Raw genomic sequence first — 25,033 nt, 5'->3', positions numbered from 1 at the left:
TGTTCATAAAATATAGTAATTACTATTAATTTAGTAAATTAATTATTGATTTTTTAGAAAATTAAGTTAAAAATTATTGCTAAAAATGAAGAAATATTCTACACTAAGAACAGAAAAACTGTTTGGAACCATTAATTTTGGCGAGAGTTATATTTTTTTTAGCATAAAATGAATGAGTATTCATTCAAAGGTGATAAGGGGGATGCATATGTCTTACAAAATTCAAACAGCAGCCGTACTAGGCTCAGGGGTTATGGGATCAGGTATTGCCGCACATTTAGCGAATATCGGTATTCCAACATTACTATTAGATATCGTACCAAAGGAGTTAACGAAAGAAGAGGAAGCAAAAGGACTGACTCTAGAACATCCAGTAGTTCGCAATCGATTTGCGAGCAATGCGATTCAAAAGCTATTAAAACAAAAACCAGCACCATTAACGGCTAAGAAAAATTTATCACTCATAACAGTTGGTAACTTGGAAGACGATTTAGAAAAGCTTAAGGATGTTGATTGGATCATCGAAGTCGTAGTTGAAAACTTAGATGTGAAGAAAAGTTTATTCGAGCGGGTAGATGCGGTGCGCAAGCCAGGGACAATTATTAGTTCCAATACTTCAGGCATTAGTGTAAATGCAATGGTTGAAGGCCGTTCGGAAGATTTCCAAAAACATTTTTTAGGAACCCATTTTTTCAATCCTCCTCGTTATTTAAAACTGTTGGAGGTTATACCTACTGAATATACGTTACCTGAAGTTGTTCATTTTATGAAAACATTTGCTGAGGATGTATTAGGCAAAGGGGTTGTAGTAGGAAAAGATACACCAAACTTTGTAGCTAACCGAATTGGAACGTATGGCTTGTTAATTACGCTTAGAGAGATGTTAGATCGTGGATATTCTGTTGGGGAAGTGGATTCGGTAACGGGTACACTAATCGGTCGAGCGAAATCCGCAACTTTTAGAACTTTAGACGTCGTTGGTTTAGATACATTCCTTCATGTAGCGAAAACGGTTTATGACCAAACAACAGGGGAAGAACAAAAAGTATTTGAAGTGCCTGAGTTGTTGAAGAAAATGGTTGATAACGGCTGGCTAGGGGCAAAATCAGGTCAAGGTTTCTTTGTGAAGAAAGGAAAAGAAATTTTTGAAATTGAGCCATCCACATTAGAGTATGTGCCAATGAAAAAATTACAAACGCCTTCAATTGAAATGGCTAAACAAACAAAAGGGCTTCCAAATAAGGTGAAGACATTAGTATATGCTAATGACAGAGTAGGAGAGCTACTATGGAACATATTTGCTCCGACGTTACTTTATTCTGCTGAATTAACAGGCATCATTGCAGAAACAATTGTTGAAATTGATAATGCGATGAAATGGGGCTTTGGTTGGACACAAGGACCTTTTGAAATGTGGGATTCCATTGGGGTCAAACAATCTGTTGAAAAAATGGAATCTGAAGGAAGGGAAATCCCTTCGTTTGTAAAAGAGTTTTTAGCTAAAGGTTATGAATCTTTCTATACAGAAATAGATGGAGATTTAGCTTACTACAATGGCAATGAATATGTAAAAGTACCAGTGAATGATAAAGTCATTGATTTAAAACGTTATAAGAAAAAACATGGGGTTATTAAATCAAATTCTGGTGCTAGTTTAATAGATTTAGGTGATGGGGTCGCGTTACTAGAATTCCATTCAAAATCCAATGCAATTGGTTTAGATATTATTCAAATGATCAACTTCGCAATAGATGAAGTGGAGGCAAATTATAAAGGCCTTGTAATTGGAAACCAAGGGAAAAACTTCTGTGTAGGGGCCAACCTTGGCATGATCTTAATGGAAGCTCAAGATGATAACATTTTTGAACTAGATTTTACTATTCGAGCATTCCAAAAAGCGATGCGTAGAATTAAGTACAGTAAAAAACCAATTGTGGCAGCACCTTTTGGTATGACCCTTGGCGGTGGATCGGAAGTATGTTTACCAGCTGCTCATATTCAAGCATCTAGTGAAACGTATATGGGATTAGTTGAAGTAGGAGTTGGATTAATACCAGGTGGTGGTGGAAATCTAGCACTTTATGAAAAGTTTATAAAAGGAATTCCAAACGGAGTAGAAATAGACTATCAAGTGATTGCCAATAAAGTATTTGAAACAATTGCTTTAGCTAAAGTTTCTACATCCGGTGAAGAAGCTCGTGAAAATAATTTCTTAAACTTTGCTGATGGTATTTCAGTAAATCCTGATCACTTAATTTACGATGCGAAACAGACGGTGCTTGCTTTATCAGAAGCTGGATATACTGCACCAATACCTAAAAAAGTGAAAGTTGTTGGGGCACCAGGGTACGCAACATTATTGTTAGGGGCTCAAGGAATGTACCAATCGGGCTTTATTAGTGAGCATGATTTAAAGATTGCGAAAAAGCTTGCATATGTCATCGCAGGTGGTCTTGTGCCATACGGAACAGAAGTAACGGAAGATTATTTATTAAACTTAGAGCGTGAAGCATTTTTACAACTTGTTGCCGAACCGAAATCGCAAGAACGGATGCAACACATGTTGATAAAAGGAAAACCATTACGCAATTAATCATAGGATTGACAGGAATGTCGATGAACTGAAAATACAAAAGCCAATGGATAAGGGGGATATATCAATATGCGTGAAGCCGTAATTGTAGCAGGTGCAAGAACACCTATTGGAAAAGCAAAAAAAGGTTCTCTTGCTAACTTCCGTCCTGATGATTTTGGGGCAGTTGTTGTAAAGGAAACATTAAAAAGAGCTGGATATGAAGGGCCTATCGATGATTTAATTATGGGCTGCGCAATGCCAGAAGCGGAACAAGGAATGAATGTAGCGAGAAATATTGGGGCGTTAGCTGGGCTACCAGACACGACACCGGCAATTACGATCAATCGTTTCTGTTCGTCTGGACTTCAAGCGATAGCTTATGCAGCCGAACGGGTTATGTTAGGCCATTCGAAGGCTATTTTAGCTGGTGGCGTTGAATCGATGAGTATGATACCAATGACCGGTAATACAGTTCGTTTAAATCCGAAGCTAGCTGAAGAAGCACCCCAATATTATATGAGCATGGGCCATACTGCTGAGGAAGTCGCCAATCGTTTCGGGGTCAGTCGAGAAGATCAAGATGCATTTGCTGTACGTTCCCATGAATTAGCGGCAAAAGCGATTAAAGAAGGAAAGTTTAAAGATGAAATCGTACCCGTTGAAGTTGTCCAACATTTCGTAGATGAAAATAACAAGCTGCAATCGAAAACCTTTACCTTTGATACAGATGAAGGGGTCCGTCCTGATACATCGATGGAAGGACTTGCAAAATTACGTCCTGCTTTTAACGTGAAAGGGTCTGTTACGGCAGGTAACTCTTCTCAAACATCCGATGGTGCAGCAGCAGTTTTAGTTATGGATCGAGAAGAGGCGGAAGCCCAAGGGTTAAAACCGATGGCTAAATTTTTAGGGTTTGCTGTTGGGGGAGTGCCTCCTGAAGTAATGGGGATTGGCCCGATTGAAGCTGTGCCAAAAGCATTGAAAATCGCTGGATTATCTTTAGAGGATATTGACTTATGGGAGCTGAATGAAGCCTTTGCTTCCCAATCAATTCAAGTAGTACGCCATTTAGGCATCGATATAGAAAAGGTGAATGTAAATGGAGGGGCAATCGCTTTAGGTCACCCCCTTGGTGCAACAGGTGCCATATTAACATTAAAGTTAATCCATGAATTAAAACGTCAAGGTAAAAAGTATGGCGTTGTCACAATGTGTATTGGTGGCGGTATGGGTGCTGCTGGTGTATTCGAAGTGCTGTAAAAAATAGAATTTGTGAAGTAATTAGGAAATGAAGTGCGAGTATTCAAGGGTTTAAATATTTTCTATTAGGGGAGGAAATGTAAATGGTTCAAACAACAAATGTTATTAAAGGTGGAAGTTTTTTAATTGAAGATGTGGAATTAAGTCGTGTAATTACTCCTGAAGATTTTACAGATGAACAATTGATGATTGCTCAAACGACAACGGATTATGTTGAAAATGAAGTAAAACCAGTAGTAGAGAACTTAGAAAACCACGAATTTGAACATTCTGTACGTTTATTGAAAAAAGCAGGGGAATTAGGATTACTAGCTGCAGATGTACCGGAAGAATATGAAGGATTAGGGTTAGATAAAATTTCTTCGGCATTAATCGCTGAAAAAATGTCTCCAGCTGGAGGGTTCTCCATTACCCACGGTGCCCATGTAGGTATCGGTTCTTTACCAATTGTTCTATTCGGCAACCATGAACAAAAATCAAAATATTTACCAAAGCTTGCATCGGGTGAGTTAATTGCAGCTTATGCTTTAACTGAACCAGGTTCTGGATCAGATGCCCTAGGAGCAAAGACGGTAGCTAAATTAAATGAAGCGGGAACTCATTACATTTTAAATGGTGAAAAACAGTGGATTACAAACTCTGGATTTGCCGATGTTTTCGTTGTATATGCAAAAATTGATGGCGACAAATTCTCAGCCTTTATCGTTGAACGGAGCTATCCTGGAGTTTCAGTAGGGGCAGAGGAAAAGAAAATGGGGATAAAATCTTCTTCCACTCGTACATTAATTTTGGAAGATGCTGAAGTTCCTGTTGAAAATTTACTAGGTGAAGTTGGCCGTGGTCATGTCATTGCCTTTAATATTTTAAATATCGGTCGTTACAAATTAGGTGTTGGTACTGTTGGTGCTTCTAAACGAGCATTAGAATTAGCGATTGCCTATTCAAATCAACGTCAACAATTTAAAACACCAATCTCAAGTTTCAATTTAACGAAAGAAAAAATTGCAACAATGGCATCTCAACTATACGCTTCAGAATCATTGAATTATCGAACTGTCGGATACTTTGAAGATCGTTTAAGCCAATTATCAGAAGAGGAACAAAAGGATGGTAAAGTTATTGCTGCAGCGATTGCGGAATATGCGATTGAATGTTCAATTGCCAAAGTATTTGGTTCTGAAACATTAGATTATATTGCAGATGAGGCTGTACAATTACACGGTGGCTATGGTTTCATGGCAGAATATGAAGTAGAACGTATTTATCGTGACTCACGAATTAACCGTATTTTTGAAGGAACAAACGAAATTAACCGTTTACTTGTACCGGGAACATTTATGAAGAAGGCATTAAAAGGAGAATTACCTTTACTTCAAGCGGCTCAAAAGCTACAAGAAGAGTTGTTAATGTTAATGCCTGAAGAAATCGGAGATGAGCCATTAGCACAAGAAAAATATCTTGTAAAAAATGCGAAGAAAATCGGTATTTTAACAGCGGGCGTAGCGGCACAAGCCTTCGGTGCAAAATTAGAAAATGAACAAGAAGTTTTAGTAAACATTGCGAACATTGCTAATCAACTGTATGCAATGGAATCTGCAGTGATTCGTACAGCAAAAGCAATTGAACGTGATGGTGTTGAAAAATCGAAACAAAAACTTCTTTATACTGAAATTTTCTGCCAAGAAGCCTTTGCAGAAATTGAAAAAGAGGCAAAAGAAACAATCCTTGCTTCTGCCGAAGGAGATAACGGTAAAATGATGCTTTCCGCTCTACGTAAATTAACTCGTAGCAACCCTTACAATTTAATTTTGAAAAAGCGTGAAGCATCTAAAAAACTAATCGAAGCTGAAAAATATATTGTATAAGACGAAATAAACAAGGTATCCTCTTTGGATACCTTTTTCTATTTATTTGTTAGGAATGGTATTTTGCATTTAGGCTGTTTTTATTAAATGAAAGACAGCGAAGTCTCCTAGCGAGATCCAAAATAATAATCTACTGATTGAAGTTTCACTTTATCTTTTTCAGTACAATCAATCTCTGGTATACTTTATTTAAATTTTATAACTTATGAAGGAGTAGTGAAATGACACTAAAATTGATTCAATATCCACGCTGCACAACTTGCAAAAAAGCTCAAAAATGGCTAGATGAAAACGGTATTTCCTACGAGCTAATTCATATTGTAGAACAAACCCCTACAAAAGAAGAGTTAAAGTCGTATTGGAAAGCAAGTAACCTTCCGTTAAAGAAATTTTTTAATACATCTGGCATGAAGTATAAAGAGTTAGGGTTAAAGGACAAATTAAGTTCAATGTCTGAAGATGAACAACTAGAATTACTTGCTTCTGACGGGATGTTAATTAAACGCCCAATCGTAACTGACGGTGAAAAAGTAACGTTAGGTTTTAAAGAAGCTGAGTTTGCAGAATCTTGGAAATAATCATCTGAACTAGCTTGTATTTGCTATAGAAATATGTCAAACTAAACTTGAATGAATTACATATTTGGAGGGGTTTTTAGTGAGCACACCGAAAGATTTACGTTATTCAAAAGAACACGAATGGATTAAAGTAGAAGATGGAAAAGTACGTGTAGGAATTACCCACTTTGCCCAATCGGAACTAGGCGATATTGTTTTCGTAGAACTTCCACAAGTAGGCGACGAAATTCAATTAAACGAGCCATTTGGTAGTGTAGAATCTGTTAAAACTGTTTCAGAACTATATGCACCTATTTCAGGGAAAGTTGTTGAAATTAACTCTGAGCTTGAAGATAGTCCAGAATATGTTAATGAATCACCATACGAAAAAGCGTGGATGATTGTTGTTGAACCAACAGATCTTTCGCAAGTTGATGCTTTATTAACTCCTGAGCAATATAATGAATTAATTGATGCAGAATAAGAATATGATATAGTAAAAACGCCAGAAAACCACTGGCGTTTTTTTTACAATAAAATATAATAAGTAACCATCTTCTTTTTCTAATTTTTTATGCATATTTGCAGACATTTTTTAGCTGTATAACTACAAAGCGTGGGGTGAAGCAAATGACTGTTGAAAAGTGTATAATTGTTGAAGGCCGATCGGATAAGTTGAACATTGCACCAATTTTTGCTGAGGATGTTAAAATTATTTGTACAAATGGGACGATTAGTGAAGATGCTTTACTGGATCTTTTAGAGCCCTTTGAAGAATGTAAGCTCTACACTTTATTTGATGCGGATAATTCGGGAGAAAAGTTGAGAAAGTTGACGAAAAGAATTTATTCGGAAGCAATCCACCTTTTCATTCCTAGAACGTATATAGAAGTTGCCAATGCTCCTAAAAAAGTGTTGGCCCATTTATTAAATGAGGCAAAGTTTTCAGTGCATAAACAATATTTATCTTCATCCACAGAAGTATAATTACTTATGGGATAACCGGTTCTTTTAGAAAAAATGCAGCTTATTGATATAAAATTGAGTAGGATGATGAAAGATGGAAGAATGGACGATTGAAACTTGGGAGCAGCAAAAGGAGCAAAATTCGTTAACGGCTTTTTATTTGTATACCCCTATGTGCGGAACGTGTGCAGTCGCCTCCAAAATGTTGGACGTAATAGAAACACTATTGCCTGAACTACCTTTAGGTAAAGCTAACATTAATTTTCTAGAACAACTAGCATTTGATTATCAAATAGAAAGTGTTCCTTGTTTGTTGATTAGTAGGGATAATCAGGTTGAAAAAGTGTATGCCTTTCAATCTGTACCCTATTTATACGAAAAGTTAAAAAAGTAGTTGACTACTTAAAATGAACGTGATAAAGTTACATCCATAATCTTAAAATTAAATATCGTAACTCTTATAAAGAGCGGTGGAGGGAAGTGCCCTATGAAACCCGGCAACCATCACATTATGTGAAAAGGTGCCAAGTCACGCGAAGTGGATACTTTGAAAGATAAGAGAACGGTTATCGTAAATAGAAGTTTTATTGCGTGCCCTTTCTACTTGTCTTTGTAGAAAGGGTTTTTATTTTGGGATTAAAAAGAAAAGGATAAAAAAGTTGTGTATTTTACATACATTTCTTCCTCAACATAAATTATTGAGGCGTAATATAAAGGAGTACATATATGATTGAGCTAAAGGATATATCGAAAATATATAAAACAAAAAATGGTGAAATAGCAGCTGTAAAAAATGTTAATTTAACCATTCAAAAAGGTGAAATATTCGGCATCATTGGATACAGCGGCGCAGGAAAAAGTACAATGATTCGTTTGTTAAATGGATTAGAAAAACCAACTGCTGGATCGGTTGTTGTAAACGGTCAGCCGATTTCTTCTATTTCAGGTAGTAAACTTCGTCAAGCAAGACAAAAAATTAGTATGATTTTCCAACATTTTAATTTACTATGGTCCCGCACAGTTGCGGAAAATATCGCTTTCCCATTGGAAATTGCCGGTGTTCCAGCGGCGGAACGTACAAAACGGGTTAAAGAGTTGATCGATTTAGTAGGATTATCTGGTCGAGACAAAGCATATCCTTCCCAATTATCAGGGGGGCAAAAGCAGCGGGTAGGAATTGCAAGGGCGTTAGCTAATAATCCAGAAGTGTTACTTTGCGATGAAGCAACGAGCGCGTTGGATCCAGAGACGACAGATTCCATTTTAGAATTGTTATTAGATATTAATAAGCGTCTAGGTCTTACAATTGTTTTGATTACCCATGAAATGCACGTCATTCGTAAAATTTGTCACCGTGTGGCCGTGATGGAAGCGGGACAAGTTGTGGAACAAGGCGATGTTCTTCAAGTGTTCCAACAACCTCAAGCAGATATTACGAAAAACTTTGTTATGCAAGTGTCTGGGACAAAGGATTCAAAAAATTCCATTGAACAAATTTTAGCTAATTATCCAACGGGTAAAATTGTGAAACTAACGTTTATAGGAAATAAGACGGAACAGCCAATCATTTCCCAATTAATTAAACAGTTCGATGTAGAAGTGAATATTGTTCACGGTAACATTTCACAAACGGCAAGTGGACCATATGGAACATTAATTGTTCAAATTGTTGGTGAAGATAGCAACGTTCAAAAAGCATTAGATTTACTCAATTCAATAGAAATTCAAACGGAGGTGATTGAACATGCTTAGTGAATTATTTCCGAATGTTCGATGGGAAGATATGTGGCAAGCTACATATGACACCCTTTATATGACAATCATCTCAACGGCAGCAACCTTTGTTATTGGTTTAATAGTTGGTATTGTATTGTTTTTAACGAGTCCACATCAAATTTGGGCAAATAAAATTGCAAACTTTATTACCGGATCATTAGTAAATATTTTCCGTTCGATTCCATTTATCGTATTGATTATTTTATTAATTCCATTTACGAAGTTTTTACTAGGAACAATTCGCGGGGTAGAAGCAGCTTTGCCGGCATTGATCATTGGGGCAGCACCTTTCTATGCGCGGATGGTATTAATCGCATTACGTGAGATTGATAAAGGAGTTATAGAAGCAGCCCGTTCAATGGGAGCGAAAACTTCTACAATTATTTGGAAAGTATTAATTCCAGAATCGATGCCAGCTTTACTTTCAGGTATTACAGTAACGGCAGTAACGCTAGTAGGATACACTGCGATGGCAGGAATTATCGGTGCTGGAGGGTTAGGAAACTTAGCCTTCATCGATGGTTTCCAACGTAGTCGTGATGATGTAACACTAATGGCAACCATTATTATTTTAATTATTGTGTTTATTATTCAATTTATTGGGGACTTTATAACAACAAAGACCGATAAACGATAAAGATCACTCCAGTGCTTACGGTAAGACCGTTCACATATATAAGATATTAAGAAAAGGGGAACAAGAAAATGAAGAAATTTTTATCATTTTTATTGATATCAGTAGTCGTACTTGCTTTAGCAGCTTGTGGTAGCGCTGAAGATGAAAAGACAACTGGTGAAGGTGGAAAAGAAGAATCAAAAACAATTACAATCGGTGCTTCAAACGGTTTACATGACATCATTTTAGAACAAGCAAAACCAATTCTAGCTGAAGAAGGTATTGAATTAGATATTAAACCTTACCAAGATTATGTAATGCCGAACCAAGATTTAGAGTCTGGTGATCTTGATGCAAATTACTTCCAACACATTCCTTATTTAGAAACTGAAATTAAAGATAAAGGTTATGATTTTGTAAACGCTGGTGGCATTCATATCGAACCAATCGGTATTTATTCTCAAAAATATAAATCATTAGATGAGCTACCGGAAGGTGCAACGATTATTATTTCTAATTCTGTTGGTGACCAAGGTCGTATTTTAACTCTTTTAGAAGCAAAAGGTTTAATTAAACTAGATGAAAATGTCGACAAAGCAGTAGCAACTGTTGATGATATCGTTGAAAATCCTAAAAATTTTAAGATTGATAATAGCTCTGCTCCAGAAATGTTAGTTACGTATTATGAAGAAGGCGAAGGCGATGCGGTTGTAATTAACTCGAACTTCGCAATCGATGCGGGTATTAACCCAATTAAAGATTCTATCGCAATTGAAGATTCTGAATCTCCATATGTAAATGTGATTGCTGTACGTTCTGAAGACAAAGATAATGAAGCGATTAAACGTTTAGTTGAAGTACTTCATTCTGACGAAATCCAACAATTCATTCTTGATGAGTGGGGCGGCGCAGTCGTACCTGTAAATGAATAATTATTACAAAACCTTCGGATTGATCCGAAGGTTTTTTTACATTATATAAAACGATTTAATCTTGAGAAAAATGTGTTAATAAATTTTAAAAATACTTGTTCCGACGGTCCGAGTTCTCGATTAGTCGGATAGATGACACCGACAGTTCTTGTTAAAATAGGGCTTTCCACTTCCATCTTAACGGTTAAACGTGGTGTCGAGTCGTACAAAGAGCTTTCGGGTAGGAGTGATACACCGATATCGGCAGCAACTAATCCTTTTAATGCATCCATATCTTCCCCTTTAGAAGTAACGTTTGGGATAAAGCCTGCCGATTTACAAGCATCAATGGCGACTTTGTGTAAAATATACCCTTCCGGAAATAATACAAAATTATCATGGCGTAGGTCGGATAAATGAATTTTGTTTCGTTTAGCTAACGGGTGGCTAGCAGGAAGTAAAGCATGGATTTTCTCACTAAATAAGATCGTTGTATTGATGCTTTCGTCTGCCTGTGGTACAGGGCCTAAAAAAGCCAAATTAAGCTCTCGATTTTTTACGGCATCAATTAAATAGCGATATGATCCTTGGCGTAAATGGAACATAACATTTGGATATTCTTTTTTAAAAGCAGAAATAACGGTTGGTAATACATAGCTTGCAAGACTAGTAGGGAAGCCAATTTTAATGGTTCCTTTTGCGGGGTCTAAATATTCTTCCACTTGTTTGACTGCAAAATCAATTGCCTTCAGTGCGGTAACTGTATGGTCTAAAAAGATTTTACCAATTGGTGTCAGCTTCACATTTCGACCTACTCGCTCAAAAAGTGCTGTACCTAGCTCGTCTTCTAAGTTTGCAATTTGTCTGCTGACTGCTGATTGGGCGACATGTAAATGTTCGGCTGCTTCAGAAATATGTTCCCTTTCTGCCACTTCTACAAAGTATCGCAATTGGCGTAATTCCAACGTTTTCACCCCATTTATCTAAAAATTAGATTAATTCAATCCAAACTATATATTGTTTATATTATTTTATAAACCTTAAAATGTAAATAAGGTATTTATGAGATTTGGGGGGATTTACATGGCTTTTCATCAGTATCCGAAGGCACAAGGTCTTTATTCACCGACTTTTGAACATGACGCTTGTGGTATCGGTTTTTATGCAAATATTAAGGGACACGCTTCACATGAAATTGTAAAAAATGGATTAGAAATGTTATGTCGCTTAGATCACCGAGCAGGACGCGGAGGTGACGGCAAAACTGGCGACGGTGCTGGTTTAATGGTACAAATTCCTGACCTATTTTATAAATTAAATTGTCCAGAGCTAAACTTACCAGCGAAAGGTGAGTATGGTGTAGGGCAATTATTTTTTACAGAGGATCATAAAGAGAGAGAATCCATTGAGAAAAAAATAAACGAATTCATTGAACAAGAAGGGCAATCTTTAATCGGATGGAGAACTGTTCCTACAAATAAAGAGATTTTAAGCGATGTTGCTAAGTCAACGGCGCCTGTTGTTCGCCAAGTATTTATAAAGGCAGAAAACGTTAAAGATACTTTAGCCTTTGAGCGTAAATTGTATTTAATTCGTAAGCAGACGGAGTTTTGGGCAAAGGAACAAGATATGAAATTTTATTGCCCAAGTATGTCGAGCCAAACGATTGTATTTAAAGGGTTATTAACTCCAGAAGAAGTAAGTGAGTTTTATATAGATCTACAAGATGAAAGCTTTGTTTCAGCTTTTGCCATAGTCCATTCACGCTACTCAACGAATACATTCCCGAGTTGGGAACGTGCTCATCCAAACCGCTATATCGTTCATAACGGTGAAATCAACACATTACGTGGCAATATTAACTGGATGACGGCTAGGGAACAACGTTTTATTTCAGAAAGCTTTGGTGAAGATTTAAAGAAATTATTACCGATTATTGATAACTCAGGTTCAGATTCATCCATGTTGGATAATGCCTTTGAATTTTTCGTATTAGCAGGTAGAACTCCTGCCCATACGGCAATGATGTTAATTCCAGAACCGTGGACAGAAAACCCTCATATTTCAGAAGAGAAAAAAGCGTTTTATGCATATCATGCAAGCTTAATGGAGCCGTGGGATGGACCGACTGCAATTTGTTTCACAGATGGTAAACAAATTGGCTCGATTTTAGACCGTAACGGGTTACGTCCAGCACGCTATTATGTAACAAAAGATGATATGATTGTTTTTTCTTCAGAAGTAGGGGTTGTTGATATCGAAGAGGAAAACGTTTTATATAAAGAACGTTTAAGTCCTGGTCGTATGTTGCTCATCGATTTAGAACAAGGGAAAATTGTTTCCGATGAAGAGTTAAAAAGAGAAATGGCACAGGCCGAACCTTATGCCCAATGGTTAGAAGAGAACTTAGTAACGATCGAAGCAGAAAATGAATTACCGAAAAAGGTAGATGATTTATCTTTACGTCAAAAATCCTTCGGTTACACATTTGAAGATATTCAAAAATATATAGTTCCAATTTCAAGCAGTGCAAAGGATCCGATTGGTTCAATGGGGAATGATTCACCATTAGCGGTATTATCCGATCGTCCCCAATCATTGTTTAATTACTTTAAGCAATTGTTTGCTCAAGTTACGAATCCGCCAATCGATTCAATCCGTGAACATATCGTTACTTCTACGATGACTTTGTTAGGTGCGGAAGGAAACTTGCTACACCCGAATGCTGAAAATGCCCGTCGTATTTTCTTAGAAACACCTATATTAACAAACGGTGAGTTGGATGAACTGACAAGCTTGTCGAATAAATATTTCCAACATTCAGTCATTAACCTCCAATTTGAAATGTCTTTAGAAAAAGAATTGGAACGTCTTTTCAAAGAAGCAGATGAGGCGATTGAAGCCGGTTCAACATTACTTGTTTTAACGGATCAACTTGATTCTGTTACTACACCAACGATCCCAATCCTACTAGCAGTAAGTGGCTTACATCAATATTTAGTTCGCACAGGTAAACGAACTTTAGTAAGTTTAATTGTCAATAGTGGTGAAGCACGGGAAGTTCATCATTTTGCCTCTTTAATTGGATTTGGTGCTGATGTAATCAATCCGTATTTAGCTTACGCTTCAATTCAACAGACAATTGAAGCAGGACATCTTAACTTAAGTTATCAAGATGCTGTAGCGAAGTATCGTAAAGGGATTGCAGATGGTGTCGTGAAAGTCATGTCAAAAATGGGGATTTCTACAGTTCAATCATACCGTGGAGCTCAAATTTTTGAAGCGGTAGGTATTAGTAAAGAAGTGATTGATCAGTATTTCACAGGTACAGCATCCCAAATTGATGGTATTGATTTAGAAACGATTGGTGAGGAAGCAAAACGCCGTCATGCATTAGCGTGTCATTCGAAGTCGGAATTATTAGAATCCGGCAGTGACTTCCAATGGCGTGCAGATGGTGAACATCATGCCTTTAATCCAAAAACGATTCATACGTTGCAAACTGCTACGAGAAGAAATGATTACGGTTTATATAGAATGTATGCTGAGATGGCAAATGAAGAACGTATTGGCTTTTTACGTAACCTCTTTGAATTCAAAACAACGAACCAATCGATTCCGTTAGAAGATGTAGAGCCGGTAGAATCGATTTTTAAACGGTTTAAAACGGGGGCAATGTCCTTTGGTTCGATTTCAAAAGAAGCTCATGAGACATTAGCTATTGCGATGAATCGAATTGGTGGTCGTTCGAATTCTGGTGAAGGGGGAGAAGATTCAGCTCGTTTTGAAGTAGATCAAAACGGTGATAACCGTAATAGTGCGATTAAACAAATTGCTTCAGGACGTTTTGGTGTAAAATCCCATTATTTAGTGAATGCGAATGAGTTGCAAATTAAAGTAGCTCAAGGGGCAAAACCAGGTGAAGGTGGACAATTGCCAGGGAATAAAGTATATCCATGGGTTGCTGAAGTTCGCGGGTCAACACCAGGTGTAGGATTAATTTCTCCGCCACCACATCATGATATTTATTCAATTGAAGACTTAGCAGAACTAATTTACGATTTGAAAAATGCTAACCGTAACGCTCGTATTTCAGTGAAACTTGTTGCCAAAGCGGGGGTAGGAACAATCGCAGCAGGTGTAGCGAAAGGTGGAGCTGATGTCATCGTTATTTCTGGATATGATGGCGGAACGGGTGCATCACCAAAAACTTCTATTAAACATACCGGTTTACCTTGGGAGCTTGGGTTAGCCGAAGCCCATCAAACATTAATGTTAAACGGACTTCGGGAAAAGGTAACATTAGAAACAGATGGAAAGTTAATGACAGGTAAAGACGTTGTCATGGCGGCTTTGCTAGGAGCGGAAGAATACGGATTTGCTACAGCACCTTTAATTGTCCTTGGCTGTATTATGATGCGTGCTTGTCATTTAGATACGTGCCCAGTTGGTGTAGCAACTCAAAATCCAGAATTGCGTGCAAAATTCATGGGGAATGCAGATCATATCGTGAACTATATGACATTTGTAGCGGAAGAAATTCGAGAATATATGGCGAAATTAGGATTCCGTACAATGGAAGAAATGGTCGGCCGTACAGACGTCCTTCAAATTAGTGAACGGGCAAAATCCCACTGGAAAGCGAGTCAACTTGATTTATCGGCATTGCTTTATCAAGTACAAGGGGTTCGTACGAAACAAACAGAGCAAGATTTACGTATTAACGAAACCTTCGATGTACGCGAGCTTCTACCGAAAGTAGAAAATAGTATAAAAGAAAAAGAGCATATAGAGTTAGAGTACACGATTAAAAATACAGACCGGGTTGTTGGAACAATTATCGGAAGTGAAATTTCGAAAAAGTACGGCGAAAAAGGATTGAAAGATGACACGGTTACATTGAAATTTACTGGTCATGCTGGCCAAAGTTTCGGTGCCTTTGTTCCGAAAGGGATGACGTTATCCTGTGTTGGTGATGTCAATGACTACTTCGGCAAAGGGTTATCTGGAGGTAAATTAGTTGCCATTGCCCCTATTAAAGGCGAGCAAGAACAGAATGTGATCGCTGGTAACGTTTGTTTGTACGGAGCGACTAGTGGAACTGCTTATATAAATGGTCGAGCAGGAGAGCGCTTTGCGGTTCGTAACAGCGGTGCCAATGTAGTGGTGGAAGGTATCGGTGATCACGGCTGTGAATATATGACTGGTGGTCGTGTCGTTATTTTAGGAGATGTAGGAAAAAACTTTGCTGCTGGTATGAGTGGTGGAACTGCTTATGTTTTACCAACGGATGAAGCAAGTTTCAAAGAAAAATGTAATACAGAAATGATTCAATTGGAACGTTTAGAAGATAAAGCGGAAATCGAGGCTGTACGCTCCATGATTATTAAACACTTGGAGCATACTGAAAGTACGATTGCGTTAGATATTCTAGCGAAATGGGATCAATTTGTTAAGAAGTTTATTAAAGTTGTACCGACGGATTATAAAGCGATGATTGAGAAAATCAATTACCATCGATTCCAAGGGTTAACAGAGGATGGAGCTGCGATGCAAGCTTTTGTTGAAACAACTGGAGTGAAAGAATTAGCGATTTCCAAATAAGAGGGGGTTCTAGCATGGGGAAACCAACAGGATTTATGGAATATAAACGAGAAAAAACAAAGGAACAGCCTCCACTAGAGCGTATTTCGAGTTGGAATGAATATGCTACAAGGCTGTCAGATGAATCATTACAAAGGCAAGGCGCGCGTTGTATGGATTGCGGTACACCGTTCTGTCATATGGGCGTGGAAATTCGCGGTGCAGCTGCAGGCTGTCCAATCCAAAACGTTATTCCCGAATGGAATGATTTAGTTTATAGAGGGAAATGGAAAGAAGCATTAGATCGTCTACATATGACGAATAACTTTCCTGAATTCACAGGGCGCGTTTGTCCAGCGCCTTGTGAAGGATCATGTACATTAGGAATTTCGGATCCTGCCGTTGCCATTAAATCAATCGAACGTTCCATTATTGATAAAGGGTTTGAAAATAATTGGATTGTTCCTCGTATTCCTCAAACTCGTACAGGGAAAAGGGTCGCCATCGTTGGATCAGGGCCGGCTGGATTAGCAGCGGCAGATCAATTAAATCAACTTGGCCATAGTGTAACGATTTATGAACGGGCTGACCGTCCAGGCGGTTTATTAATGTATGGTATTCCGAATATGAAATTAGAAAAAGACGTCATTGAACGTCGAGTAAATTTACTTCGTCAAGAAGGAATTGATTTCATATTAAATACGGAAATTGGCAAGGATATTACTGCAGATGAATTAAAGGCTCAATACGATGCTGTAATACTTTGTATCGGTGCTCAAAAACAACGGGTGCTTCATTTAGAGGGCAGTGAGGCTGAAGGAATTCATTTAGCTATGGATTACTTAACAGGTGTTACGCAAAGTTTACTAGATTCTAATTTTGAAGATAAAAAAGCAATCGATGTTGCTGGTAAGGATGTAATTGTTATCGGAGGCGGTGATACTGGTGCAGACTGTGTGGCGACAGCTATTCGTCAAAAGGCACGCTCTGTGTATCAGTTCGGTAAACATCCACAATTACCAAAAACACGACAAGAAGATCGTCCTTGGCCGCAAGATCCAAATGTTTATAAATTGGATTATGCCTATGAAGAGGTAGAAGCGGCAAAGGGCCGTGACCCACGGGAATATTGCATTCAAACGAAAAAAATTGTTGCTGATAAAAACGGACGCGTAAAAGAACTTCATACGATTCAAATGGAGAAAATTTTAGGCGATGACGGATTTTATTTCTTCAAAGAGCTTCCAGGTACTGAAAAGGTTTGGCCAGCTCAATATGTGTTTGTTGCGATTGGATTTGAAGGAGTGGAAAAATCATTACCAGAACAATTCGGTGTGAAATTAGTCAATAACCGTATCCAAGCATCCATTAAAGATTTTGAAACAAATGTTCCTGGTGTATTTACAGCAGGGGATGCAAGACGGGGTCAAAGCTTAGTTGTTTGGGCTATTAAAGAAGGTCGCGCGGTAGCAGCAAGTGTTGATGAATTTTTAATGACAACGGTTAAAGCATAATTTGATTAGGCGATTTTTGAGTTTTTAATAGAACTCAGAAGTCGTCTTTTTTTGATTTTGAATCAAACATTTTATTAATATAATTTCTTCGCAACATGTATAAGAATTGGTTATACTAAGGAAAACTACTTAAGTCTCTAATCTCAATGATTAAAATTATTTTTTACTCTATGATATTTGAAATCTATTCTCAATTAGTATTCTTTTATTGAAAATGAATTTCTTTCCTTTTTTTAAAAATTAGTTTTCGTCAAAACTGAAAAAATGTGTAAAACACCAATATAATAATGGTTTTTGTTGAAATCTAATGATTGTGGAATAAATCTTTTGCATGCTTTGAAGTTTTCGGTTAAGATTAGAATGATAATAAATTAGAAATGGTTCTACCATTTAACTCGCAACTACGGAGGTAATATAATGTCAACTTTAGTTATTAAAGATCTTCATGTATCGATTGAAGATAAAGAGATTTTAAAAGGTGTAAACCTAACAATTAATACAAATGAAGTCCATGCAATTATGGGTCCAAATGGTACAGGTAAATCTACATTAGCTTCTGCTATTATGGGTCACCCTAAATATGAAGTTACTCAAGGTACTATTGAAATAGATGGTGAAAACGTACTTGAAATGGAAGTTGATGAGCGTGCAAAAGCTGGTTTATTCCTAGCTATGCAATACCCTTCTGAAATTTCAGGTGTAACAAACGCAGATTTCATCCGTTCAGCTATTAACGCTCGTCGTGAAGAAGGCGATGAAATTTCATTAATGAAATTTATCCGTGAGCTTGATAAAACAATGGATTTCCTAGAAATGGATCAAGATATGGCTCAACGTTATTTAAATGAAGGATTCTCTGGTGGGGAAAAGAAACGTAATGAAATTCTTCAATTAATGATGATTAAACCTACTTTCGCTATTTTAGACGAAATCGACTCAGGTCTTGATATCGACGCATTAAAAGTTGTTGCAAAAGGTATTAACGAAATGCGCGGTGAAGGATTCGGATGTCTTGCAATCACTCACTACCAACGTTTATTAAACTACATTACTCCTGATCATGTACACGTTATGATGCAAGGTCGCGTTGTTAAATCTGGTGGTCCAGAATTAGCTCAACGTCTAGAAGCAGAAGGTTATGACTGGATTAAAAAAGAATTAGGAATCGAAGATACAGACGCGGTAACAGAAGAAGCTTAATGGAGGAGGGCGAAACAACATGACGGTTGAAACAAAATTGGCGTTATCAGCTACAGAAGTACGCTCGTTCTCGCAAAGCAACAATGAACCATCATGGTTTGCGAACTTGCGCGCGGAAGCAATTGAAAAGGCTGCTGAGCTACCAATGCCAAAGCCAGATAAAACAAATATTACAGGTTGGAACTTTATCGAGTTCCCTCAACATACAGTAGAAAGTGCACCATTTAATTCTTTAGATGAGCTTCCTACAGAAGTAAAAGAAATCATTGATATTGAAGGCCAAGAAAACCTTTATATTCAACGTAATAATACACCTGCATTTATTAAAATTTCTGAAGAGTTAAAAGCTCAAGGTGTTATTTTTACAGATATCCGAACTGCGATTCGTGAGCACAGTGATTTAGTTCAAAAATACTTTATGACAGAAGCTGTTAAAGTAGATGAGCATAAATTAACTGCTTACCATGCTGCATTAGTTAACGGTGGTGTATTCGTATACGTACCAAAAAACGTTGTTGTTGAACAACCATTACAAGTTGTTTTCTTAAACGACAATGCAGACGCTTCATTATTTAACCATGTTCTTGTCGTAGCTGACAGCAATTCAGCAGTAACATATGTAGAAACTTATGTATCTACAGTAGAACAAGCAAATGGACAAGCTAACTTAATCGAAGAAGTTGTTGCATTAGACAATGCACAAGTTACTTTCGGTGCTGTAGATGTTCTTGCTAAAGGTTTTACAACTTACGTAAACCGCCGCGGTCATATTAAACGCGATGCGAAAATGGACTGGGCTTTAGGTTTAATGAACGATTCAGATACAATTTCTGAAAATATTACTCACTTAATTGGTGACGGTTCAACTGCCAATGCGAAAACAGTAGTAGTAGGGCGCGGAGAACAAAAACAAAACTTCACAACAGAAGTTCGTCACTGGGGTAAAAACTCTGAAGGCTTCATCTTAAAACATGGTGTTATGAAAGATGCAGCTCAAACAATCTTCAATGGTATCGGTAAAATTGAACACGGTGCTACAAAATCAAATGCAGAACAAGAATCACGCGTATTAATGTTATCTGAAAATGCTCGTGGTGATGCAAACCCAATTTTATTAATTGATGAAGATGATGTAATGGCAGGACACGCAGCATCTGTTGGTCGTGTTGATCCAATTCAACTTTATTACTTAATGAGTCGTGGTATTTCAAAATCAGAAGCAGAGCGTTTAGTTATCCACGGATTCCTTGCGCCTGTTGTTACTAACCTTCCTATCGAAAGCGTTAAAAATCAATTGACGAAAGTCATTGAAGGGAAAGTTCGCTAATGAATGAAATCCGTAAATTGTTTCCTGTTCTCAATCAAGAAGTAAACGGGCATCCGCTCGTTTACCTTGATAGTGCAGCAACATCCCAAAAGCCAATTCAAGTATTAGAAGCAGTAAAAAACTATTACGAGTTAGATAATTCCAACGTTCACCGTGGTGTACATACTTTAGGAAATCGAGCAACTGATTCATATGAAGGAGCTCGTGAGAAAATCCGTAAGTTCATTAACGCGACGTCAACAGAAGAAATTATTTACACTCGTGGTACTACAACTTCTTTAAATACGGTAGCAGCTGCTTATGGACGAATGAATGTTGAAGAAGGAGATGAAATTATTATCTCCTATATGGAACACCATTCAAACTTAATTCCTTGGCAACAATTGGCGAAGGAAAAAGGTGCTGTATTAAAGTATTTTGACCTTGAACCAGATGGTACGATTACATTAGATACTGTTCGCAATACGATTACAGAAAAAACGAAAATTGTCGCGATTACAATGGCTTCAAACGTTTTAGGAACGATTAATCCAATTAAAGAAATTGCTGAAATCGCCCACGAAGTTGGTGCAGTAATCGTAGTAGATGCAGCACAAGCTGCACCGCATATGCCGATCGATGTGCAAGATCTTGATTGTGACTTTTTAGGTTTTTCTGGTCATAAAATGTGCGGTCCAACAGGTATTGGTGTACTATATGGTAAAAAAGCGCTTTTAGAAAACATGGAACCAATTGAATTTGGCGGGGAAATGATTGACTTTGTAGGCTTATATGATTCTACTTGGAAAGAACTGCCTTGGAAATTTGAAGGTGGTACTCCAAATATTGCTGGTGCTATTGGCTTAGGTGCTGCGATTGATTTCTTAAATGAAATTGGATTGGAAAAAATTGCGGAACATGAACATAGCCTAGTAGAATATGCTATAAGTGAAATGGATAAAATCGATGGTTTAACCATTTACGGACCTCGAGATCCACAGAAACGTTGCGGCTTAATTACATTCAATATCGACGGTGTACATCCACATGATTTAGCAACTGTTTTAGATATGAATGGTATTGCTGTACGTGCAGGTCATCATTGTGCTCAACCGCTAATGAAATGGCTACAATGTACTGCAACAGCTCGAGCAAGCTTCTATATGTATAATACGAAGGAAGATATTGATCGACTTGTTGAAGGATTGCGCACAGCGAAGGAGTATTTTAACGATGTCTTTTAATAATTTAGATCAACTATACCGCTCAGTCATTATGGATCATTATAAAAAACCGCGTAACAAAGGTTCATTGGATGGTGACAGTGTCACAATCGATATGAATAACCCTACATGTGGTGACCGCATTCATTTAACTTTAAAAATCAACGATGGTATAGTCGAAGATGCTAAATTTGATGGAGAAGGCTGTTCCATTTCAATGTCTTCTGCCTCTATGATGACAGAAGTTATTAAAGGAAAAAAAGTAAATGAAGCTCTTGAACTAGCTGATATTTTTTCGAAAATGATGCTAGGTGAAGACTATAGCGATAAATATGATTTAGGGGATGTTGAAGCCCTTCAAGGTGTTTCAAAATTCCCAGCACGAATTAAATGCGCTACATTAGCTTGGAAAGCAATGGAAAAAGGCGTAAGCGATCAAAATTAATTTTTGAACGGAGGAGAATAAAAATGGCGAAAAAAATGCCTGATATCGGCGATTACAAATACGGCTTCCATGATAAAGACGTTTCAGTTTTCCGTTCAAAACGTGGATTAACTGATGAAATCGTCCGTGAAATTTCAAATATGAAAAATGAACCGGAGTGGATGTTAAACTATCGTTTAAAAGCGTTAGAAATTTTCTACTCTAAACCAATGCCACAATGGGGTGGCGACCTATCTGCTTTAAACTTCGATGAAATTACTTACTATGTAAAACCATCTGAAGCAACTCAAAAATCTTGGGATGAAGTACCAGAAGAAATCAAAGCTACATTTGATAAATTAGGTATTCCTGAAGCTGAACAAAAATATTTAGCTGGTGTATCTGCTCAGTACGAATCTGAAGTAGTTTACCACAACATGAAAAAGGATCTTGAAGATTTAGGAATTGTCTTCAAAGATACAGATTCAGCATTACGTGAAAATGAAGATATTTTCAAACAATATTGGGGTACAGTTATTCCAGCATCAGACAACAAATTTGCTGCTCTAAACTCAGCTGTTTGGTCTGGTGGATCATTCATTTACGTTCCACCTGGTGTAAAATTAGATACTCCACTTCAAGCATACTTCCGTATTAACTCTGAAAATATGGGTCAATTCGAACGTACGTTAATTATTGTTGATGAAGGATCAAGTGTTCACTATGTAGAAGGATGTACAGCTCCTGTATATACTACAAACTCCCTTCACTCAGCAGTAGTTGAAATTATCGTTAAGAAAGATGCTTATTGCCGTTATACAACAATCCAAAACTGGGCGAACAACGTATATAACTTAGTTACAAAACGTACGGTTGTTGAAGAAAACGGTACAATGGAATGGATTGATGGTAACATCGGTTCAAAATTAACGATGAAATACCCAGCATGTATTTTAAAAGGAGAAGGTGCTCGTGGTATGACCCTTTCAATTGCGATTGCAGGTAAAGGTCAACACCAAGATGCTGGTGCAAAAATGATTCACTTAGCACCAAACACATCTTCAACAATCGTTTCTAAATCGATCTCTAAACAAGGTGGTAAAGTAACTTACCGTGGTATCGTTCGATTTGGTAAAAAAGCAACAGGTGCACGTTCTAACATCGAATGTGATACGTTAATTTTAGATAACGAATCAACATCTGATACAATTCCATATAACGAAATCTTAAACGATAATGTATCTTTAGAGCATGAAGCAAAAGTTTCTAAAGTATCTGAAGAGCAATTATTCTACTTAATGAGCCGTGGTATTTCAGAAGGTGAAGCAACAGAAATGATCGTAATGGGCTTCATCGAACCATTCACAAAAGAATTACCAATGGAATACGCAGTAGAAATGAACCGTTTAATCAAATTCGAAATGGAAGGTTCTATTGGTTAATTCCAATACAATCAATGATTTCGAGGGTTTTTAGGAAGCTAGGAACTCAAAAAATTCAAATGATAAAGACCGAGTGCAATTGCGTTCGGTCTTTTTTATGTGCAAGAAAATAGGGGGCACCTTATATGAAATTGTGGTAAGTTTCACTGTTAATCCACCATCTGTCCCTATTAAACTTTACAATTCTGTCTCTTTTATCATGTACAGAAATTTTCTAAAATGATTTAATCATTTATAAAGAATGAGTTGATGAAGAATGTATAAGTTGTTCAGAAAAACGGCTATGTACAGACGATAAACGTATTGATTTTAAGCCACGCACAGGCAGGCTCCTGGATTTACGGATAGAGAGAATCTTAATGCATTTTTATTTCTATCTTCCTGAAAGGTAGAGAGATAAGGGATGCCAAGCAATGTGTCCTAACGTCCAATTTTGTGCTGTTATTTCTTGTTTAAGTGATTCATCAGTTAGATTATTTAGTAGGTTCTGTGTAAAGCTCGCTTCGAATTCCAAAGATCTCAAAAAATCAGATAAGGTTTGGAACATAAAAATTCTCCTCAATAATTAGTTTTGCTTTCTATGCATCATAAGTTCAAGTATACTCTTGCTTGTGTAAATTAGAATTAGATTTTTTACAAAAAAGTTTAATTTTACCGCACATCTTAAATGGTGCAACTTTACAACCTTTAATCACAAAATAAAACGTAGAATACAACTTTGCATGAGAACTGGAAGTTTTTCCACGACAATTAAATATCTATGAATCCAATAAAATATGATTAATTTCTATAGAACTATTTGAAACTTAGTGATAAGTTAATTCTATGAAAAAATATATTATTTACCTAATTCTCATTTTAGCGGTAGGAAGCTTTATTTTTGTTGTTAAGAACAACCAAGAACGAACTGTTCAGTTGATTGCACATAGAGGTGCTAATAACATAGCACCTGAACATACAATCACAGCATATAAGAAAGCTATAGAACTGGGTGCAGATTTCATTGAAATTGATTTACGAATGACAAAAGATGGTTATCTTGTATCTATGCATGACGATACAATCGAAAGAACAACGAATGGGAAAGGAAAAGTTTCGAATTTTAATTTAGATGAATTGAAAAAGCTAGATGCAGGTTCGTGGTTTGAAAATCGTTATAAAAAGGAAACAATTCCAACCCTTGAAGAGATTTTTGAAACCTTTGGTAAGAAGACGAATTATTATATAGAAACTAGACTAGTAAATAACGAGCCAATAATGGAAGAAAAATTAGTAAAATTAATTGAGGAAGAAGGATTGCAAGATCAAGTAGTAATCGAATCTTTTTCTCCTGACAGCTTAAAAGCCATTCATCGTATCGACAAGGAGATACCATTAATCCAATTAATTTATCCTGATAAAATGTTGGAAGTTGACGAGAAGGAAATTAAAAATTACGCTATTGGCGTTGGCCCATATGCACCTAAAGTTGATCGAGAATTTGTAGAAAGGATGCATAAAGCAGGGTTAGAAGTTGACGTATGGTTTGATCGTAAAAACGAAAAAGAGTATATGAAGAAAATATTATCATATGATGTAGATACTGTTTTTACCGATTATCTTGAAAATACAGAGGAAATTTTAAGCCGTGAAGAAAGTGAGTAATCAATGAAATTTTTAATTTATATGAATAGCTCATTCATTTAATAAATAAAAGAACACTCTTAAGGAATGCTTTTATATTATAACCTCCACAATGGTGGAGGTTTTTTTATTAATTCTTTTAAAACCACGTGCTCTGCACGTGTGAAAATATACTTTTAGAGTGGTAATGGA

19 protein-coding genes, 1 pseudogene and 1 riboswitch are annotated in these 25,033 nt (G+C 36.9%); of the genes and pseudogenes, 18 read left to right on the top strand and 2 right to left on the bottom strand.

What is annotated here, in order from left to right:
• Positions 1-208: 208 nt before the first annotated feature.
• From MHH69_RS13560 to MHH69_RS13515, 10 genes are all read left to right on the top strand, one after another.
• Positions 209-2,593 (top strand): 3-hydroxyacyl-CoA dehydrogenase/enoyl-CoA hydratase family protein, encoded by a 2,385-nt coding sequence (locus tag MHH69_RS13560; RefSeq protein ID WP_122972507.1) that lies wholly within the window; start codon positions 209-211, stop codon positions 2,591-2,593.
• 69 nt (positions 2,594-2,662) lie between these two features.
• Entirely contained in the window at positions 2,663-3,835 is a 1,173-nt protein-coding gene (locus MHH69_RS13555) for an acetyl-CoA C-acetyltransferase (RefSeq protein ID WP_122972506.1), read from the top strand.
• 83 nt (positions 3,836-3,918) lie between these two features.
• Positions 3,919-5,700, top strand: coding sequence for an acyl-CoA dehydrogenase family protein (locus MHH69_RS13550; RefSeq protein WP_122972505.1), 1,782 nt, complete (start codon positions 3,919-3,921; stop codon positions 5,698-5,700).
• Positions 5,701-5,921: 221 nt separating this feature from the next.
• The gene (locus MHH69_RS13545; RefSeq protein ID WP_122972504.1) at positions 5,922-6,278 is read left to right on the top strand and encodes an arsenate reductase family protein; all 357 of its coding nucleotides are present in this window, start codon (positions 5,922-5,924) and stop codon (positions 6,276-6,278) included.
• 79 nt (positions 6,279-6,357) lie between these two features.
• Entirely contained in the window at positions 6,358-6,741 is a 384-nt protein-coding gene (gene gcvH / locus MHH69_RS13540; protein WP_122972503.1) for a glycine cleavage system protein GcvH, read from the top strand.
• Positions 6,742-6,887: 146 nt separating this feature from the next.
• Positions 6,888-7,244 (top strand): toprim domain-containing protein, encoded by a 357-nt coding sequence (locus MHH69_RS13535; RefSeq protein ID WP_122972502.1) that lies wholly within the window; start codon positions 6,888-6,890, stop codon positions 7,242-7,244.
• Positions 7,245-7,317: 73 nt separating this feature from the next.
• Complete coding sequence (locus MHH69_RS13530; RefSeq protein ID WP_341362517.1) at positions 7,318-7,617, top strand: thioredoxin family protein; 300 nt, start codon at positions 7,318-7,320, stop codon at positions 7,615-7,617.
• Between the two features lie 61 nt (positions 7,618-7,678).
• Positions 7,679-7,784, top strand: a riboswitch (SAM riboswitch).
• Between the two features lie 165 nt (positions 7,785-7,949).
• On the top strand, positions 7,950-8,975 hold the full coding sequence (locus MHH69_RS13525; protein WP_341362516.1) for a methionine ABC transporter ATP-binding protein: 1,026 nt from the start codon (positions 7,950-7,952) through the stop codon (positions 8,973-8,975).
• Positions 8,968-9,636 (top strand): methionine ABC transporter permease, encoded by a 669-nt coding sequence (locus MHH69_RS13520; protein ID WP_122972499.1) that lies wholly within the window; start codon positions 8,968-8,970, stop codon positions 9,634-9,636. Before MHH69_RS13525 ends, MHH69_RS13520 begins: the two co-directional genes overlap by 8 nt.
• 68 nt (positions 9,637-9,704) lie before the next feature.
• Positions 9,705-10,547, top strand: a complete 843-nt coding sequence (locus MHH69_RS13515; RefSeq protein WP_341362515.1) for a MetQ/NlpA family ABC transporter substrate-binding protein — start codon at positions 9,705-9,707, stop codon at positions 10,545-10,547.
• A 41-nt stretch (positions 10,548-10,588) separates the two neighbouring features.
• On the opposite strand, the gene MHH69_RS13510 is transcribed toward MHH69_RS13515, so the two are convergent.
• On the bottom strand, positions 10,589-11,491 hold the full coding sequence (locus tag MHH69_RS13510) for a LysR family transcriptional regulator (RefSeq protein ID WP_122972497.1): 903 nt from the start codon (positions 11,489-11,491) through the stop codon (positions 10,589-10,591).
• Positions 11,492-11,609: 118 nt separating this feature from the next.
• Between MHH69_RS13510 and gltB the strand changes: the two genes are divergently transcribed.
• From gltB to sufB, 7 genes are all read left to right on the top strand, one after another.
• Positions 11,610-16,130 (top strand): glutamate synthase large subunit, encoded by a 4,521-nt coding sequence (gene gltB / locus MHH69_RS13505; RefSeq protein ID WP_341362514.1) that lies wholly within the window; start codon positions 11,610-11,612, stop codon positions 16,128-16,130.
• Between the two features lie 14 nt (positions 16,131-16,144).
• Positions 16,145-17,623: a glutamate synthase subunit beta gene (locus MHH69_RS13500; protein WP_341362513.1), complete on the top strand. Its 1,479-nt coding sequence runs from the start codon at positions 16,145-16,147 to the stop codon at positions 17,621-17,623.
• Positions 17,624-18,040: 417 nt separating this feature from the next.
• On the top strand, positions 18,041-18,823 hold the full coding sequence (gene sufC / locus MHH69_RS13495; RefSeq protein ID WP_122972494.1) for a Fe-S cluster assembly ATPase SufC: 783 nt from the start codon (positions 18,041-18,043) through the stop codon (positions 18,821-18,823).
• A gap of 19 nt (positions 18,824-18,842) precedes the next feature.
• Positions 18,843-20,150 (top strand): Fe-S cluster assembly protein SufD, encoded by a 1,308-nt coding sequence (gene sufD, locus MHH69_RS13490; RefSeq protein ID WP_122972493.1) that lies wholly within the window; start codon positions 18,843-18,845, stop codon positions 20,148-20,150.
• Positions 20,150-21,373, top strand: coding sequence for a cysteine desulfurase (locus MHH69_RS13485; RefSeq protein WP_122972492.1), 1,224 nt, complete (start codon positions 20,150-20,152; stop codon positions 21,371-21,373). Before sufD ends, MHH69_RS13485 begins: the two co-directional genes overlap by 1 nt.
• Entirely contained in the window at positions 21,363-21,797 is a 435-nt protein-coding gene (gene sufU, locus MHH69_RS13480) for a Fe-S cluster assembly sulfur transfer protein SufU (protein WP_122972491.1), read from the top strand. Before MHH69_RS13485 ends, sufU begins: the two co-directional genes overlap by 11 nt.
• A 23-nt stretch (positions 21,798-21,820) precedes the next feature.
• Positions 21,821-23,218 carry a Fe-S cluster assembly protein SufB gene (gene sufB / locus MHH69_RS13475; RefSeq protein ID WP_122972490.1) on the top strand — a complete coding sequence of 466 codons (1,398 nt, stop codon included), beginning with the start codon at positions 21,821-21,823 and terminating at the stop codon, positions 23,216-23,218.
• Between the two features lie 394 nt (positions 23,219-23,612).
• Here sufB and MHH69_RS13470 read toward each other — a convergent pair.
• Positions 23,613-23,765, bottom strand: a pseudogene (locus MHH69_RS13470) (DinB family protein); the annotation flags it as partial.
• A gap of 278 nt (positions 23,766-24,043) precedes the next feature.
• Here MHH69_RS13470 and MHH69_RS13465 point away from each other — a divergent pair.
• On the top strand, positions 24,044-24,862 hold the full coding sequence (locus MHH69_RS13465; RefSeq protein ID WP_122972157.1) for a glycerophosphodiester phosphodiesterase family protein: 819 nt from the start codon (positions 24,044-24,046) through the stop codon (positions 24,860-24,862).
• Positions 24,863-25,033: the final 171 nt, after the last annotated feature.

The organism is Ureibacillus sp. FSL E2-3493, from assembly GCF_038077515.1.
Classification (GTDB): domain Bacteria; phylum Bacillota; class Bacilli; order Bacillales_A; family Planococcaceae; genus Ureibacillus; species Ureibacillus halotolerans.
This window is presented reverse-complemented; position numbering and strand designations above follow the sequence as displayed.